This is a genomic window from Nitrospira sp., from assembly GCA_035968315.1.
Lineage (GTDB): Bacteria > Nitrospirota > Nitrospiria > Nitrospirales > Nitrospiraceae > Nitrospira_D.
Window position 1 is genome coordinate 662,405 of record JAVYIN010000005.1, and the last position, 16,222, is coordinate 678,626.

The 16,222-nt window shown below is 56.1% G+C and carries 16 protein-coding genes; 10 read left to right on the top strand and 6 right to left on the bottom strand.

The genetic code is table 11. The features are described from left to right. Positions 1-43 precede the first annotated feature (43 nt). The 4 genes from RI101_06725 to RI101_06740 form a co-directional block, all read right to left on the bottom strand. The gene (locus RI101_06725; GenBank protein ID MEC4889741.1) at positions 44-1,393 is read right to left on the bottom strand and encodes an FAD-binding oxidoreductase; all 1,350 of its coding nucleotides are present in this window, start codon (positions 1,391-1,393) and stop codon (positions 44-46) included. Further along, complete coding sequence (gene cfa / locus RI101_06730) at positions 1,393-2,502, bottom strand: cyclopropane fatty acyl phospholipid synthase (GenBank protein ID MEC4889742.1); 1,110 nt, start codon at positions 2,500-2,502, stop codon at positions 1,393-1,395. Before cfa ends, RI101_06725 begins: the two co-directional genes overlap by 1 nt. Positions 2,503-2,733: 231 nt before the next feature. After that, positions 2,734-3,270, bottom strand: coding sequence for a hypothetical protein (locus RI101_06735; GenBank protein MEC4889743.1), 537 nt, complete (start codon positions 3,268-3,270; stop codon positions 2,734-2,736). After that, complete coding sequence (locus tag RI101_06740; protein ID MEC4889744.1) at positions 3,249-3,446, bottom strand: hypothetical protein; 198 nt, start codon at positions 3,444-3,446, stop codon at positions 3,249-3,251. Before RI101_06740 ends, RI101_06735 begins: the two co-directional genes overlap by 22 nt. 531 nt (positions 3,447-3,977) lie before the next feature. Here RI101_06740 and RI101_06745 point away from each other — a divergent pair. The 10 genes from RI101_06745 (at position 3,978) to RI101_06790 (ending at position 15,194) form a co-directional block, all read left to right on the top strand. Continuing rightward, positions 3,978-4,448 (top strand): transcriptional regulator, encoded by a 471-nt coding sequence (locus tag RI101_06745; protein MEC4889745.1) that lies wholly within the window; start codon positions 3,978-3,980, stop codon positions 4,446-4,448. A gap of 366 nt (positions 4,449-4,814) precedes the next feature. After that, positions 4,815-5,900 (top strand): DNA cytosine methyltransferase, encoded by a 1,086-nt coding sequence (locus RI101_06750; GenBank protein MEC4889746.1) that lies wholly within the window; start codon positions 4,815-4,817, stop codon positions 5,898-5,900. After that, on the top strand, positions 5,897-6,925 hold the full coding sequence (locus RI101_06755) for a hypothetical protein (GenBank protein MEC4889747.1): 1,029 nt from the start codon (positions 5,897-5,899) through the stop codon (positions 6,923-6,925). Before RI101_06750 ends, RI101_06755 begins: the two co-directional genes overlap by 4 nt. A gap of 6 nt (positions 6,926-6,931) precedes the next feature. After that, positions 6,932-8,722: a hypothetical protein gene (locus RI101_06760; protein MEC4889748.1), complete on the top strand. Its 1,791-nt coding sequence runs from the start codon at positions 6,932-6,934 to the stop codon at positions 8,720-8,722. Continuing rightward, positions 8,719-9,732 (top strand): hypothetical protein, encoded by a 1,014-nt coding sequence (locus tag RI101_06765; protein MEC4889749.1) that lies wholly within the window; start codon positions 8,719-8,721, stop codon positions 9,730-9,732. The genes RI101_06760 and RI101_06765 overlap by 4 nt, the downstream gene beginning before the upstream one ends. Positions 9,733-9,855: 123 nt before the next feature. Then, a complete protein-coding gene (locus RI101_06770; GenBank protein MEC4889750.1) occupies positions 9,856-10,284 on the top strand; it encodes a DUF1810 domain-containing protein in 429 nt (142 codons plus the stop codon). Between the two features lie 861 nt (positions 10,285-11,145). After that, positions 11,146-12,480 carry a nodulation protein NfeD gene (locus RI101_06775; protein MEC4889751.1) on the top strand — a complete coding sequence of 445 codons (1,335 nt, stop codon included), beginning with the start codon at positions 11,146-11,148 and terminating at the stop codon, positions 12,478-12,480. Between the two features lies 1 nt (position 12,481). After that, positions 12,482-13,255 carry a slipin family protein gene (locus tag RI101_06780; GenBank protein MEC4889752.1) on the top strand — a complete coding sequence of 258 codons (774 nt, stop codon included), beginning with the start codon at positions 12,482-12,484 and terminating at the stop codon, positions 13,253-13,255. Positions 13,256-13,407: 152 nt separating this feature from the next. Next, positions 13,408-13,827, top strand: coding sequence for a peptide-methionine (R)-S-oxide reductase MsrB (gene msrB, locus RI101_06785; GenBank protein ID MEC4889753.1), 420 nt, complete (start codon positions 13,408-13,410; stop codon positions 13,825-13,827). Positions 13,828-13,907: 80 nt separating this feature from the next. Further along, a complete protein-coding gene (locus tag RI101_06790) occupies positions 13,908-15,194 on the top strand; it encodes a hypothetical protein (protein ID MEC4889754.1) in 1,287 nt (428 codons plus the stop codon). A gap of 48 nt (positions 15,195-15,242) precedes the next feature. Here RI101_06790 and RI101_06795 read toward each other — a convergent pair whose 3' ends face one another. Continuing rightward, positions 15,243-15,656, bottom strand: a complete 414-nt coding sequence (locus tag RI101_06795) for a response regulator (GenBank protein MEC4889755.1) — start codon at positions 15,654-15,656, stop codon at positions 15,243-15,245. Between the two features lie 24 nt (positions 15,657-15,680). Further along, entirely contained in the window at positions 15,681-16,220 is a 540-nt protein-coding gene (locus tag RI101_06800) for a DUF4112 domain-containing protein (GenBank protein ID MEC4889756.1), read from the bottom strand. Positions 16,221-16,222 lie beyond the last annotated feature (2 nt).

The following is a 16,222-nucleotide window of genomic DNA, read 5'->3' on the forward strand; positions in this document are numbered from 1 at the left end:
CCGGTTCAACACCGGGGCCTGCCCCATCATGGCACAGGCCTCCTCACTTTCTGAGGACGCACTTCTCATACAGATCCTTCAGCTTGGCCGCCGGATCATACCGGACCTTGAGCGCGCGGTAGGCCGGTTCGTTGTACAACTGCCAGAAGTCGTCGCGCGAATAGTACGCATCTGAGTAGAGGGACTTTTTGCCGTGGAGGGCCCGCACGGTGGCTTCGACTTTCTTATTGAAATACCCCTCTTCATGGTCGGTCTTCACCGCGTCCCAGAATCCGAAATTGACGTACAACATGCCGGGAGTCATCGGGTACAACGGATAGGAGGCCGTTGGATCGTAGGCTGCGACCGGACAGATCCACACCGGGGTGATCCCAATCTCCCGATTGAAGAACGCGGCAAACGTCGGCGCCTGCTCCAGCGGAATTTCCACGTCCTGAATCACGAGCTCCTGCCGGCCGGTCAGCGCGCCGGCGATCCGCTGGGCGACGGGTGAGCGATTGAACCGGTTGCGCACCTGCCAATAGACAGTGGAGCAGAGACGCTTCCGGCCCCACAGCCACCGGACGAGCGGATGCTGGACGAAGAAATGTTTCGAGCACCAGAACCAATCGGTGTCCCATCGCCACAGGTAATCGTGCGCCGTCAGGTAATCCACCGTCTTCTGCTGGATCGATCGATAGTAGATGTGCTGATAGGTGTAATCGCTCACCCATTCAGCCTGATCGACCCATTCCCCGGTCGTGATATAGAGCTCCCGCCCGCTGAACATCGTGCCATCCACGAAAGCCACCTGCCCGTCCCGGCAGATGCGCCCCAGGGCCTGGAAATAGGTCTCCGGATCGGAATACCGCTCGTGCCGGAGCCGGACAAATTTCTTGACGGGAATGAGCGCGAGGGTGACGGTGAGCGCATAGCCCAGCGTGCCGTAGGAATTCGCAAACCCGAAGAACAGATCTCGGTGCTCGTTCTCTTTGGTGGCCGACACGACCCTGCCGTCAGGCAGGAGAATATCCATGGCCAGGACCGTTTCGTGGACGAAGCCGTACTTGAATGAGGACGATTCAATGCCGATCCCCGCCAATGCTCCGCCGATAGTAATCGACTTCAGTTGGGGGACCACGCAGGGCATCAGTCCGAACGGCAGCGTTTCGCGGACCAGCTCCTCGTAGGTCGTCATCCCTTCGACTAAGGCAGTCCTGGCCTGCTCGTCCACGCGGATCACATGGTTGAAGTCGCGGACGTCCAGCTTCTGCCGCGGCTCCTGCACCCGCTGACGGAAGAGATTGGAGGTGGGTTTGTCGAGGGCCAGCGATCCGGTTTGGCTAGACGCGCGCAGGGACTCCGCCAAGGCCGCTCGCTTGCGGGCATGGTCTTCTAGCGAGATCATCGCCATCAGCGCACCGCCTCATAGCCGCCCAACAGGCCATGCTTCGACATCACGATCTGCCAGAGATGGATGGTTCTGGCGCGGAAGGCCCCCGCGAGAGACAGGAGATAGTACCGCCACATGCGGAAGAACCGCTCATCGAAGGTCTGCTCCCATTGCGCCTGATGCCGGTCGACGTTCTCCTGCCACGCCAGAAGCGTCCGGTCATAGTCGGGCCCGAAATTATGCCAGTCCTCCAACACAAAGAGCCCGTCCATCGCCTCGCCCAGTTGCGCGGCCGACGGCAGCATACCGCCTGGGAAAATGTAGCGATCGAACCAGGGATCGCCGGTGGTCACCGAGGCATTGTTCCCGATGCTGTGGAGCAGAAACAGCCCATGCGGCTTGAGCCGCCGATGGGCCACCTCCATCAGCGTGCGATAATTCTTGTACCCGACATGTTCGCAGATGCCGATGGCCGCCACCTTGTCGAACTCCCCGGTGGCCTCACGATAGTCCTCGAGTTTGATGTCGACGGGCAGTCCCGCGCACCAGCGGCGCGCGTAGGCGACCTGCTGCTCGGAAATGTTGTGGGCCACCACCGAACAGCCATAGTTGGAGGCGGCGAAATGGGCGAACCCGCCCCACCCACACCCCAGCTCCAGCACACGGTCGCCTTTTTGAAGTTGCAGCTTCCGGCAGATCACATCCAGCTTCTGTTCCTGCGCCTCCTCCAGGCTCTTCACGCCCTTCCAATAGGCACAGGTATATTGCATGCTCGGGCCGAGCATCTGTGCGTAAAACTCGTTGCTCAGATCGTAGTGCCGTTGCGCCACAAGTTTTGAGCGGCTCGGCGTCTGCATATTGAAGAGGCGGGCTTTGAACCCGTTCAGAATCAGCCGCGTATCGCGCACGGCTTTGTCGAGTTCGACCGCATGAATCCGGAAAAAGAACTCGTCCAGCCGGTTGGCATCCCACCAGCCATCCATATAGGACTCGCCGAGCCCGAGCGAGCCCTCGGCCAGGATCCGATCGTAGAATTGATCGTGGTGGACTTGGATATCACCCGGTTGGGTCCCGTTGATGTGCACCTGAGCTCGCTCGAGCAATTCCTGAACGGTGTGCTGTGCGTGCATCTCGACGCTCCCCTTTCCTCCACCGGGCGGCAGAGTCTTTGCGCAGGCCAAAACGGAGTGACGTACTTCAACGCGGGGCTATTCTACGGTATCCGCAGGGTCCCTGAGAAGGAGAAAACAGAGGGGACAGTACCGGGAAAAGGGGCAGAATGAGCCGAACGGGACGAACCGTGAGCCACCGCGCCGCAGCCTCACAGCTCCAGATCCAACACCGAAACCTCGAGCCCTGCGCTATAGATCGGCGAGGCCAAGCGTCCGTTTCCAATGCTCCACATACGCCCAGTCGATATGCAGCTCAGACTGGCGCACGTGGATTTTCTCCAGATCGGCGAGATCCTGCAGCCGCCCCGCCAGCGTCTTTAAGATGATCAGATCTTCCACCGTGAGAATGGGAACCGACAGCGAGGCAAACGAAACCCGGCGGGCGCGACCCAATGCCGTTTGAAGATAGGTGGAATCCGCCAGGAGCAGATCGACGAGGATTTCCTGATCGCGGCGAATTCCCACGATTCGCCAAATCGACAGTCCATGAAACACCATCGGTGCAGGATGTATCACCGTGGCATCGAACAATGGCGACACCAGCGCATGGAGCGTATCCCGGGACGGCCGATCGAGAAGAATGAGAAGATCAATATCGGTTGTGGCCCGTGGCTCGACCAAGGCACTGTACGCCCAGCCTCCTGCAAGCGCATAGGCCACACCACGACGATTGAACTCGGTAATGAGGTCGGAAAGGGCGTGAATTAGGATCGGCTCTGCCGCCATGCCTGCTCTTTGGCCAGTCGAATCTCGTGCATCACCTGGACGAGTCCATCGCCCTGCGGATGGTCCTGTCGCAGCACGGCCTGACGCAAGGCCAACCCCAATTCCGTCAATTCGATCGTCCGGCGCAAATTGTCAGCAATCCGCGCAGCATCATGGTGTGGACTTACTTGTGGCATCGTCAGCCGCCTTAGATAACAAGGGGATCTGTGCCAGAGTCTACTAGACACCTTCCTTGGGCGCAAGCAGGAAGACCGGACTAACCGAATCGAAGCCGTCCAGCCGGAAGAAGAGAATACCCGCTCGCCAGGAGAAGCTCCGCGTCGATCAGTCCGGCTGAGGCCGTTGATACCGGATCGAGTAGTGCCCACATTTCATGCAGGCGACGGAGTACGACGGGAGAGAGAGATGGTAGAGCTTGTGGATATAACTGGGCGGCACCGTCGAGTCAGGGTGCCCTTGATTGCGCTGGGTGTCGAGCGCCCGCCCACACTGGCCATTCGCACAATTCACAGTTTCCGGAACGATGGGAGCATTTATAGTCATGCGAGCACCATAGCAGGGTCATCGCGCGAAGTCCAAGGGGTGTAAGAATCGGAAGAAACACGTTTCGGCTGATCGCAGCCATTCATTATAATCGGAAGAAGCTGTACATCCGGCACATCCTGACGCACGCAGAATACGACCGGAACACGTGGAGGACTTGATCCATGCTTGCCAAATACATTCAGGACGCCCATACCGACTACCGCCGCATCCGGCAGCGGATTCCACTCGGTCCGCTACGGACTGAAGCCGATTATAACCGCGCCGTGGCCGTCCTCGATGAAATCCTGGATAAAATCGGTCAGCAAGAAACCCACCCCCTGGCCGACCTGGCGGAGATGCTTGGCCTCTTTATCGAAGCATATGAGGACGCCCATGTCCCCTTCTCCGACTCATCCGCCTCCGAAATCCTCCGCACCTTGATGGAAGAGCATGCGCTCAAGCAATCGGACTTGTCAGAGATCGGCAGCCAGGGCGTCGTCTCAGAAATCCTCTCCGGCAAGCGAGACCTGAACGTCCGCCAAATCACCCAATTGGCCGCCCGCTTCGGTGTCTCACCCGCGCTCTTCATGCCTGTTCCGAAGAAACCCACCAAACGCCCTTCGTCCCGAACACGCGTAGCAAGCCGGCGGTAACTCAGTCTGCTGATCCGAGTCCTCGCCACGATCGGCCATCGGGCAGAAGCCCGGGTGAAAAATGCAGCAGCCTAATCTGCACCACCCCCCATATTCTTGAGCGAAAAGCGGTCCTCAGGTGCCAAGTCAAGCAACGACCCTGATTCCCGGTTCTCTCCACCTATCTCACTTGATCAAAAAATACGCTAAAAATCAGAATACCCCATCTGTGTCATTGCTTTCTTATCCATACATGGGTAGGTGTTGAGCGAACATTCGGATAGGCGAAATGACTCCTATATCCATTTTCCTCTTCTGACGAACTTCCTTTCTTGACTTGAAGGAGGCGGGAAATGATAGGTTGCAAGGCGGTTGAGGAATATTCCTATGGTTGGAATCGATTTATTCTCAGGTGCCGGAGGTATGTCTATCGGTGCTACAATGGCAGGGGTCAGAATTTCCCTTGCCATTGAGGCAGATCGATCTGCAGCGGCAACTTATGCTCAAAATCATCCAAACACCCCAGTCCTCCAAAAAGACATTCGGCTAGTTGACCCACTGAGCATTCCCCAGATTTCCAAACTTAAAAGAACAAAAGAACCAACTGTCATATTTGGCGGCCCACCATGCAGAGGATTTTCAACCTCAAATCAGCGAACCCGCTCAGCTTCAAACCCCTCAAATTGGTTATTTCGAGAATACACACGTTTCGTCAAAACTATCCATCCTGACTGGATTGTCTTCGAGAACGTACGAGGCATTATTGAAACAGAAAGAGGTGCCTTTCTTGAGCATATAATGCGTGAGCTCAAAAAGATTGGCTATACCCTCTCTTTCGGAGTTCTCAACGCTAAGGACTTTGGTATTCCCCAAGACCGATCACGGCTTTTCATCATTGGGTCTCTCCATGGCGTTTCGTTACCACTACCCAAAGGAAAATCCCACCGCCAAATTACGGTACAAGAGGCTTTGAGTGATTTGCCTGAATTGGAAAATGGCGCAAGTTCCGATATGCTTCGGTATCCGGTCAAGGCTAGTACTTCGTATGCAAAAATGTTGCGTGGCACATTGACCCACTGCAGTGGTCATCTTGTAACCCGCAACGCATCCTATGTACTGAGTCGTTACCGCCATATTCCGCAAGGAGGAAACTGGGAACAGATTCCTAGCCGTCTGATGAAAAATTATGCTGATCCTTCCCGATGTCATACTGGGATCTACTACAGACTAAAAGAGAATGAGCCTTCTATCGTAATTGGGAACTTCAGAAAGAATATGCTCATTCACCCAAGGCAAGACCGAGGGCTGTCTGTCCGCGAAGCGGCCAGGCTTCAGTCTTTCCCTGATTGGTTCCGGTTCACCGGATCAATAGGCTTTCAACAACAGCAAGTGGGGAATGCCGTCCCTCCGTTTTTAGCTAAAGCAATTTTCCAAGAACTACTTTCTATTAATCAATCCGGTGATTGCACATGACCCTGGCTCACCTATTACCGTTGGAAGCATGCCTAAAGGAAGTATCGGCCTCATCGAGGAATGAATTTCCAACCCCACAAATTGACTATTTCCAACGATATCGCTCCGTTAAGGAGTGGTTAATTAACAATGTGTACAAGCATATTGGGGCTACTCTTGCAACCGATGGAGGAATCTATACGGATCATGGCCCCGATCACTTCGACCAGGTTATTGTTTACGCTGGGCTAATGATTGGTGCCGAAGAGCCCAAATGCGTTCCGGATCGATTGAAGCCCTACGAGGTATACGTCCTTCTCATGGCTATCCTGTTACATGATGCGGGCAACGTCTATGGACGTATCGGTCATGAAAAGAAAGCCTTCAAACTCCTCAGTGAAATGGGAGCGTTGGCTGGGGATGATAACGTCCAGAAGAAAGACATTGCCGATGTGGCACAGGCGCATGGCGGGGAAACACCAACAGGAGATAAAGATACAATTGGAATCCTCAAAGAACATAGTCGGCATGCGACGGCCAGCTTCAGAGCACAGGTCTTAGCGGCTCTCCTTAGATTTGCCGATGAGGTCTGTGAAAACCGTGGTCGTGGGGCACGAGTACTTCTTGATGGAGGAGCCATTAGCAAGAAGAGTGAAGTCTATCATGCGTATGCTGAGTCAGTAACAACTGCGTGGCCTGATAGAGGCGCCAAAACTATTGATATTAAATATGACATCCCGATCAACCGAGCAACACGTTTATGGGGAAAAGGTGACGGTGAAACATATCTGATCGATGAGATCCTGCTCCGGTTAGAAAAAATGGACCTCGAGCGAAAATATTGCACTCGTTTCATGTTCCCGGTATTTAGAGTGGATCGAATTGATGTGACGATCAATATTAACGGAGAAGACATGACTCCAATCCAAACACATCCCATTCGACTTGAGGAGTCTGGGTACCCATCCTCTCCTGAAAACCTAGCCAAGAGATACCCCCATCTGCTTGGGCAAACACTTCACAAATGTCTCCAAACTAAGATTTAAGCATCTATGGATGTCATTGGCCAAAATCCTTTTTCCGTTCAAACTCCAGAAGGCATGTCAGCCCAAGAGATAGTAGATTTGTTCGTTGACATCTTCTCAGATTACTTCAACGTCCAAAAGACTGGACATGCATTTCTTCACGGGCCTCGCGGGTCAGGCAAGAGCATGATGCTGCGCTTTATGGCACCTGATTGCCAAATGATAAGTCGAAACGTGTCCCTTAAACAGCTCCCTTACTTCGGTGTATATGCCTCAATTAAAGCTACAGATCTAAGACTTAGTGAATTTGCTCGTCTCAAAGATAAATTCGCTGAGGTTATCCTTGCAGAACATGCAATGGCTCTTTTTTTCGCCACAAAAACAATTTTCGCAATTGATTCTGCAGTTAGTATTAGCAATCTGTCCGAAGCAGAATCCAAAGAAGTTTTCCAGACTTGCTCGCGAATCCTTGAGCGTTTGCAACAAGCAGGTTGGACTCCGAAATCAGAGGCTGAGAAACCAACAACTCTTGCGGATCTCGTAAAGCTCTTTGACAGCCTCTACTTAAGGACCATCGCATACCTCCGAACAGTTTCATTCACAGGGAAGGATATGCCGTACTCCGACGCATTGTTGGGATTTCATGATTTCCTACTTCCACTTTTCAAAGATCTCTCTAGCCTAAGCTTCATGCCCAGCGGCCCTATATTTCTGATGATCGATGACGCAGACAATCTCAGCGAAAAACAAACCCAAATACTTAACACCTGGGTATCTTCCCGAAGCACAGACTTCGTTTGCCTTAAAATCGCCACCCAATTGAACTACAAGACCTATCGCACAATCAACGAAGGCAAGATAGCCTCACCACATGATTTCTCAGAAAGTAATATTACCAGCATCTATACCTCTCCCAAAGAGCGGTATCCAAACTGGGTTAAAGAGATTGTAAGAAAACGGCTGCAAAGAGCAGCCATCACCGCATCTCCCGAAGAATTCTTCCCAGAGGACAAGGCGCAAGAGGCTAAAATTGAAGAAATAGCCAAAGAGCTTAAAGCCAACTGGCCAAAGTTTGGTCGTGGGTATCGTCCAGAAGACGACGCTTATCGCTATGCCAGACCAGAGTATATTAAGCGGTTAAGGGGAAGCAGCAAGCAAGGATCCACCTATCGTTACGCAGGGTTCAAACAGATCGTTCATATTTCTTCTGGTGTTATTCGTCACTTCCTTGAGTCCGCGTCTCTTATGTACGGTGAGCAAAGAAAACATTCCAAACATGGCACGGTACAATTTATTGACCCCAGAATTCAGCACGACATTCTCAAGGGACAGTCAGACAATTTCATGATGGCCGAGTTCGACAGATTAGCGATAGACGAGCAACAAAATCCCGACAATGTTACGAAAACTCAACGCCTCAAAAATCTCGTGACAGTTTTGGGTGGCTTATTCCAAATGATCCTTGTCTCCAACGCAGCCGAACGTCGGATATTTTCATTTGCTCTTTCTGACGAACTAGATCCCGAAGTTAAGGAAGTCCTGAAACTTGGGATTGAGAATGGATACCTCTATGAAGCTGCAATCGGCACAAAGGAAGGAACAGGGCGAACTAGACTCTACGTTCTAAGCCGTATGATGGCACCCCATTTCCTACTCGACCCAACCGGCTTCTCCGCATATAAGTTCGTCACCAACGAATTTTTGCGAAGTGCTATCCTACATCCCACCACAACCCTGCGCAGCATTAAGAACCGAATAGATGATGAAGTAATTGGCAGTTCTCAACGAGATCTCTTTTCGGAGGAAACTTCTTCGTGAAGCTTTCAACTAAAATCTCTCTTGCCGAACTGCATAATTATGCTCCGGATAAGATTGATCTCTTCATTGGGTGTGCAAGCTTCGAGAAGCGATCCCAGTCTCTCGCAAGAGCGATCACGCCAAATCGGGTCGGTCATGCCGTGTTTTGTGTAAACGAAGATTATGCCGAATCTGCCAGCAAGAATATCGAGGCCTTGAAGAATCTCTATCCGTCAAAGCACGAGATACTGAATATTCGAACTGACGCCCCCCTATTGGCAGCAGATCATTTTTCTGAAACTCTGGCTGCTGCCCCCATAATATCTGGGGGAACCATATTTGTTGATATTACAACATTTACTCACGAGCAATTGCTTATACTCATTCGGATACTCCGCAACTCAGTGCATAGATTTAAGATCATTGCTGGCTATACTGGCGCCAGCCAATACGCAACAGATCTACCTGACGAACAAAAATGGCTCAGCAAAGGTGTAGATGATATCCGCTCAGTCCTTGGGTATCCAGGCAATCTACTACCATCGAGAAAACTGCATCTAGTTGTATTGGCAGGTTTTGAGAGCGAGCGAGCCGAGAAGGTCATTGAGGCCTACGATCCAGCAATTATCTCACTAGGCATAGGAGAGCAATCAGCCTCCATAAGCAAAGAACACCATGCTACCAACGCAGTGTTTCACAGAAAACTCCTGGAGCTCGTCGAAAAAAAGGCCACCGTAATTGCAAAGGTTGAACAATTCCAATTCTCATGCATCGACCCTCTTGATACTAGACGCACAATTCTAGAACAGGCAAAGAAATTCCCAGGTCACAACACCGTAATCGCCCCCATGAACACAAAGATATCAACTCTCGGCACTGCCTTAGCTGCATTTGAAGAAGAATCGCTGCAAGTCTGCTACGCTCACCCTAAGGCTTATAATACTCATACATATTCCCTACCGGGATCAGATTGTCGCTTATTTGATCTAACGGATGAACTTGACGCAATGACATCCCCTGCTGAATTATAGCCACGCCTATGCTTTCGTCTGTTGACCGGAATCACCTCCCCCTCCTGAGAATAAAATTTTAACATTCTGAATTGTTCAAAATTTGGCAAAACCTGAGACCGCCTAGTGTTACCGGCACAGATCATGACCGACGCTTACAATCTCCACCGCTTCCTCGACGCACAAGCGCACACCTACAACACAGTCCTTGCTGAGCTGCGGGCCGGAAGAAAGCGTAGTCACTGGATCTGGTTTATCTTTCCTCAAATCACAGGTCTTGGCCGCAGTAGCATGGCGCAGCAGTTTGCCATTGCCTCTCTCGACGAGGCCAAGGCTTACATACAGCACGCTATCCTTGGTCCCAGACTCCGAGCATGTACGCAGCTTGTTCTCGACGTGGAGGGGCGTAGCGCTGAAGAGATCTTCGGGTATCCCGACCATCTGAAATTCCGCTCCTGCCTGACCTTGTTTTCGACCGCTGCCACCGACAACGCACTCTTCAAAGACGCCCTGCTCAAGTACTTCGACGGCCAGCCCGACCAACTGACGCTCGATCTTTTGGTGCAGCAATAGGTTTCCTCCGCCTTTCCCCAGTGTGGCCGATGCGCATCGCCCAACCACAACCGGCACAAGTGGTCCGTCCCGTCTCCCCTCCTTGATCATGGGCCAACACACGTTATCTATATAGTGGGCGGAGGTTGGTGAGAGGAACACTCAATGGAATCGAGGTCGGGTGTAGGGGCGGTGAGCAGGCCCACCGATGGGTGGGAAGTCTAAAACCCCTCCGAGATCTCAGCAATTGACACACATCTCTCAGAACCTGCTTCCGCTCCGCTTTTTTATTGTCTATCCCTCAGCCTTTTCCCCTCGCAACGCCCATTCTTGACGAGAGCCAAATTATGATTATCCGGTAGATAGGGGCTGTGAGCGCAGCTCGAAGACTCCACTGCCCATCTCTTCGAGCGAAGGGTTGCCTCCCACGTCGCTCACACCCCCTGTTTTTTTAAGCATCACGGGCACGGGAGTTTTTCTGACTCACCGTTTCCCTATGCGCGATGGTCCAGTGTCCGGCATGCGCAGACAATACCCCTCTCATAGAGCCTCATCTTCCTTCTCCACGTGCGGCGGAGACGACCCTCCACCTGCGACATGCACGAAGGCGCGGGCACCACGCTTGTTGATCAGCTGCGGCCAGCTCCTGGCTGGCAATGCCGATGTTCGAAGATCCGTTCAGGCGACGCATTGAACGGAACAAGTTTCGGCGTTGAGCAGATGATCCACGTAGCGTGGTCGCGCCACAGTGCCGGAGCAGGCGGAGGGATCGTCTCCGCCGCACACCCCTCCCCCTTCCTTGACACCCCTTCCGGCGGCTCGTATGCTCAAAATTGCCGGTAACGGTTTATTCTGATTCGGATGTGCCGGAGGGACACCTCGATGGACTTCCCGAGCAGTCCTCCCTGTCTGCGGCTCCTGTCCCGGCTCATCGCGGTTGGCGCGATGTTCGCCGTCTTGCTGACTGCCCCGCTTTCTGTGCGCGCCGAATCGTCCGTAGTGCTCGCCACCTATGACGGGATCATCAATCCGGTCTCCGCCGAATATCTGCACGATGCGCTCGCGTCGGCCCAAGAAACGAAGGCGCAGGCGCTGGTCATCCGCCTCAATACGCCCGGCGGCCTCGATACGTCGATGCGGCTCATCATCAAGGATCTGACCGGCGCCACTGTGCCCGTGATCGTCTATGTCGCGCCCTCCAGCGGGCGGGCCGCCTCGGCCGGGGTCTTTATCACGATGGCCGCGCATGTGGCGGCGATGGCGCCCGGCACCAACATCGGCGCCGCCCATCCCGTGTCCGTGGGCGGGGGCGAGATGGATGCGACGATGAAGGAGAAGGTGGAGAACGATTCCGTGGCCTATCTCAAATCAATCGCCGAGCAGCGGGGCCGGAACGCCGCCTGGGCGGAAGAGGCCGTCCGGAAGAGTGTGTCGGTGACGGAACGGGAGGCCGTGAAGCTGAAGATCGTCGATCTGATTGCCGAAGACATCCCGGCGCTGCTCAAACAGCTGGACGGCCGCACGGTTCCCCTCTCCAGCGGACCGGCGGTGCTGCACACGGCGGATGCCACGGTGCGCGAATTCCCGATGGGGCTTCGCCTCGAACTGCTCAAGACGCTCAGCGATCCCAACATCGCCTATCTGCTCATGACCATCGGCACGATCGGCATCATCGCCGAGCTCTATAATCCCGGCGCGATTCTGCCGGGCGTCGTCGGGGCCATCAGTCTGATCCTGGCCTTTTACTCCTTTCAGTCGCTGCCGGTGAACTATGCGGGCGTGCTCTTGTTCCTGCTCGGGATCGTCTTCTTCATTCTGGAAGCCAGCGTGACCAGTTACGGCTTGCTGGGCATCGGCGGGGTCGTGTCGATGCTCCTCGGATCGGTGATGCTAATCAAGACCGATGCGGAGTTTCTGCAGATTTCCTGGTCGGTCATCCTGCCGGTGGTCCTCCTTGTGGGAGCCTTCTCCCTCTTGATCGTCGGCATGGGCCTGCGGGCGATGGGGCGGCGGCCGGTGACCGGCCGGGAGGAAATGGTCGGGCTGGTGGGCATTGCCAAGACGGCGCTGGCGCCGCACGGCCAATTGGCGGTCCATGGCGAACTCTGGGAAGCCACCAGCGACCAGCCGCTCCGGGCGGGGGACGAAGCCGAAGTGGTGCGCATGGATGGCTTGCGATTGTACGTGAAACCCCTCTCCACACAGAAAGAGGCCTGATATGCTGTTCAGTCCATTTGCCGCCGTGCTTCTCGTCTTGATCCTGATTCTGATGGGGTTCAACGTCCTGCGGGAATACGAACGGGCGGTGATCTTCCGCTGGGGCCGGCTGTCGCGCGGGCTCGTCGGGGGCAACGGGCCCGGCGTGGTGATCATCCTGCCGTTTATCGACAAACTGGTGCGGGTCAGTTTGCGCACGGTGGCGATGGATGTGCCGCCCCAGGACGTGATCACCAAGGACAACGTCAGCGTCAAGGTGAACGCCGTCATCTACTTCCGGGTGGTGGACCAGGAGCGCGCCATCATTCAAGTCGAAGATTATCTCTATGCCACCTCCATGATGTCGCAAACGACGCTCCGGAGCGTGCTGGGGCAGAGCCAGCTCGACGACCTGCTGTCGAAGCGGGAGCAGATCAACGCCGACCTCCAGCGGATCATCGACCAGCAGACGGAGCCCTGGGGCATCAAAGTCACCGCCGTGGAAGTGAAGAACGTGGACCTGCCGCAGGAAATGCAACGGGCCATCGCGCGCCAGGCGGAAGCGGAGCGCGAACGGCGCGCGAAGGTTATCCATGCCGAAGGCGAATTCGAGGCCTCGCGCCGCCTGGCCGATGCCGCCGATGTGATCAGCCGCAACCCGGCCGCCTTGCAGCTCCGGTATTTGCAAACGCTGGTGGAAATCGCGGCGGAGAAAAACTCGACGACGATCTTCCCGATCCCCATCGACACCATCGCGCCGTTCCTCAAGGGTTTTGAGAAGAAACCAGAGCCGTAGCTTGTGTGTCCCAGGGGCTATGCCTCCGTCCCCCTGTCATAGGCAGGACGCTCCCCCGCTCCTTGCCCTTCCGCAGGGGCCTATGTAAGGATTGGACCTATCGTTCGACTCCTGAATAGATGCGACGCCCATCCAGCTAAAGGAGATCCCCTATGCCTCCCAAAATCGATATCGGCCCGATTGTGAAAGTCACGAAGACGGACGAGGAATGGAAGAACCAGCTGTCGCCCCTGGCCTATCGGGTGTTGCGGCATGAAGATACGGAACGGGCCTTTACCAGCCCCCTCCATGAGAATCATCTGGCAGGGCTGTACCACTGCGCCGGCTGCGATCTGCCCCTGTTTTCATCCGAACACAAATTCGACAGCGGCACGGGCTGGCCGAGCTTTTGGCAGCCGATCGACCCGAAGGTGCTGGAGACGCGCACCGATTCCAAATTTTTCATGACCCGCATCGAGGTCCACTGCGCCCGCTGCGGCGGCCACCAGGGCCATGTCTTCGACGACGGTCCCAAGCCAACCGGCCTCCGCTATTGCATCAACGGTGTCTCGCTCACGTTCGTCGCCGGCTGATTGCCGCTCGAATGAGTGATAGCACTGCCCTCCGGATCGCTGTACAATCGACTAGAGTTCATCCCGGAGTCGTGGTCCCTATGATTCGATCGCTGCCGTTGTCTGCGCTTTCGCTGCTGTGCCTCACGCTCCTCTCCTGTGGCGAGGAGTCGCATCTGCCATCGGTCCAGACCGACCCCTGTTCGTTAATTACCGCAGCCGAGGCGGAACGGGCTCTGGGCGAACGGGTTCAGGCTGGGGCACTCACCGATCCGAACACCTGTGTCTTCAAAGCCAGCCGCAACAACTCCAATGCCGTGACGGTGCAAGTGGATGAAACCGCAGGCAAGGACCGCCGCACCTGGTTCAATAAAGAGCGGCTCCGGCGGGACAGCGATCTCCTTCCCGGTTTGGCCGACGGCGCGGTGCGGGTCTATTCGCCGCCCTCCTTGGCGCGGTTGAGCTTCATCCGCGGACAGGCGCTGGTGACGGTCATGGTCTCCTCCCTTTCTCAGACCAATCTTCCGGACTCGGTCACGCAACTGGGCAAGATGGCCGCGGCTCGCTATGGCGGCTCGACGTTCGTGGCGGGGGACTCGGCCGGCTCTGTACCGCCCTCCGCACCGGCTGCCTCCATGCCGCCGGCCGCCACGGCTCGCACCAGCCAGGCGGCGATGACGCAGACGCTTCCCGCTGTCTCGGGCACTTCGTCCGGGCCGGCCAAATCCGTCCCGATCGACCTGGCCGGCCTGACCGGCACCTGGCATGCGCACGCGCTGCAGGGCGCGATCAAGCATGAACTGCTGCTGGTGATTCAGCCGAATCGCACCTGGACGCTTTCGTCGATGATGCAATTCGACGGGGTCGTGAACGCCGACGCCGGCCGCTGGTCGCTCGAACGGTCGAACACCTTCAAGGGCCTCGCCTGGAAGGGCACCTATCTCACGAGCACCCCGCAATCGTTCTCCAGCACCGGCAGTCTCCATGCCACGTGGAGCCGGCTGCAGCCGGACCAGGATCCCGCGCAGATTCCCGCCGAGCTCTGGGAGCTGCGGCACGAGGCGACGAGTGTGCCCGTGTTTCAACTGAAGACGGTCGATCCCGCGCTCGTCGGACGCTGGGAAGGCACCGGCACCTACGCCGGAGGCCCCGCGTCGTTTGTCTGGTCGATTAAACCCTCGGCCGCGGCGGATCTCCTGATTATCGAAACGCTGCGCGGGACGATCGTGACCAAAGCCGGCGTCCCCCGGCTGCAACCGGCGCAGAAGCGGCAGCGCACAGTCGATATCGTGGCCTTCCATGAGGGCGGATTGACCACGAGCGACGGAAAGACCAGTATCCGCTGGACGAAGGTCCTCCCTCCTCCGGCCCCCTCCCCGCAACTGTAGCTTCTCATGAATGGTGTGCTGTCTGACGGTCGGCGGGAGACGCGGGCCTTACAAACCGGAGACGGACGCCCGCAACACTTCGCGGATCTTTGCCGCCAAGCTGGATGGCCCATAGGGTTTCGTGATCAGCCATCCGCCCATGATGCCCTCGAAATTGGCCGGCGACACGACCCCGGAAATGAACAGCACCGGCAAGCCCGGCCGTTGCGCGCGAAGCTGCTGCGCCAGCTGCGGTCCTGACAGCTTCGGCATGGCAATGTCCGTCAGGAGCAAGGCGATCCGCTCCCGATGCTCCGCGAACAGGCGCAGGGCCTGCTCGCCATTTTCCGCGCAGAGGACGGGAAATCCCTGCTGTTTCAACATTTCTCCGGTGACGTAACAGACCGCCGGTTCGTCATCGACGACCAGGATGGTGCCCGCTGCCTGTTCCGCTCCGGCTGGACCGGCCGCTGTCTTCTTCATGCCTTGTTGTTACACTCCGGTCTCTTACTGCAAGAACTGCCCGACCTGCCCCGCCAGCCAGAGCACCAGCACCATCGCTCCGACCACCGCACTGAGACAAACGAGCAACACGCCGCCCACGGCCAGCCAATCGCCCGCCGTCGACCGGGGCGGCGACGGCCTGGCATAGTCCGCCAGGAGCCGCGCATTGAGACGATTGCTCTGGAACCAGATCGAGAACGCATCCCCCGCGACGGGAATCATGCCGACGATCCCGTTGATCATCAGATTGATCCCCATGCGCAGCAAGACGATCTTCGGCACCTGCAGCCGGGCCGCGATGAGGAGAATGACCGATCCGATCGCGCTGGCAAACACATCCCCGATCCCGGGGACCATCCCAAACAGCGGGTCCAGGCCGATACGAATCCGCGTCCCAGGGATCGCAATCGCCGAGTCGAGCACCTTGGCCAACAGCTCGGCGGCCGACCGCAAGGCCTGGCGTTCGGGATCCGCGTCGTTCATCCCCGCATCCATCGAGTCTTCTTCGAACACCTGACGGTCAGGAAAAGATAGCCCTGTCATGA